At 68.4% G+C, this 1299-nt stretch carries 1 protein-coding gene; it reads right to left on the minus strand.

The window, feature by feature from the left end; genetic code table 11:
* Window positions 1–1299, minus strand: a 1299-nt coding sequence (locus tag ACTWQR_RS55700) for a D-arabinono-1,4-lactone oxidase (RefSeq protein WP_443235011.1), incomplete at both ends; no start/stop codon positions are given.

Below are 1299 nucleotides of genomic sequence, written 5' to 3' on the forward strand. Positions count from 1 at the left end.
CCCAGCACCCGCCGCAAGTAGTCGTTCCCGAACCGTCGTTCCGGGTCGAGCCGGTCTCGCAGGGCGGTGAACTCGGTGAAGCGCGGGTAGGTCTTGGCGAGGTGGTCGGCGCCGCGTGTGTGGATTTTTCCCCAGTGGGGCCGTCCCTCGTGTGCGGTGAAGATCCGTTCGGCGGCGCTGAAGTAGGCCTGGTAGGGCGTGCCTTTGTACATGTGGACGGCGATGTAGGCGCTGTCCCGGCCGGATGCCGTGGAGAGGGTGATGTCGTCGGCGGGTGCGGTGCGCACCTCGACGGGGAAGCTGATCCGCAGGGGTGAGCGCTCGACCATGGCCTTGAGTTCGCGGAGGGTCTCGGTGAGGGCCGCGCGGGGGACGGCGTATTCCATCTCCGTGAAGCGCACCCGGCGCGGGGAGGTGAAGACCTTGTAGGGGATGTCGGTGTAGGTCCGCGCGGACAGGGCGCGGCTGGAGATCTTCGCGATGGCGGGGATCGTGGCGGGCACGGCGCGGCCCACGGAATTGGCCATCTGGAAGACGTTGTTGGAGAGGAACTCGTCCTCGAGGAGGCCGCGTACGGCGCTGACGGGCTTCTCGGGGCCCGTGCTGCGGTTGTTGCGCTTCGTGTTGCAGTTGTCGGTGTGCGGGAACCAGTAGAACTCGAAGTGCTCGTTCTCCGCGAACAGTTCGTCGAAGGTGCTCGTGACCTCGTCGAAGCTCATCGGCTCCTCACGGGCCGTGAGCAGGAACATGGGCTCTACGGAGAAGGTGATCGCGGTGATGACGCCCAGGGCGCCGATTCCGACGCGGGCCGCCGCGAAGACCTCGGGATTCTCCTTCTCGGAGCAGGTGAGGACGGAGCCGTCCGCCGTCACCAGCTCGAGTGCTGTGATCTGAGCGGCGATCGAGGCCGAGTCGCGGCCGGTGCCGTGCGTTCCGGTGCTGATCGCGCCGGAGACCGTCTGCTCCATGATGTCGCCCATGTTCGTGAGCGACAGCCCCTCGCGGGCCAGGGCCACGTTCAGTCGCTTCAAAGACGTCCCGGCCTCCACGGTGACGGTGCCCGCCTCGCGGTCGATCTTGCGTATGCCGGTGAGGAGCTGGGGGCGTATCAGTACGCCGTCGGTCGCGGCGGCGGCCGTGAAGGAGTGCCCGGTGCCCACGGCCTTGACTCTGAGCCCGTCCTCCGCGGCCTCGCGCACGGCCGCGGAGAGTTCCTCGACGGAGGCCGGCGTGACCTCCCGGGCCGGCCGGGCGGTGACGTTCCCCGCCCAGTTACGCCACGTGCCGCTCTTCCCGCTC

The organism is Streptomyces sp. 2A115, from assembly GCF_052245575.1.
In the GTDB taxonomy this organism is placed as follows: domain Bacteria; phylum Actinomycetota; class Actinomycetes; order Streptomycetales; family Streptomycetaceae; genus Streptomyces.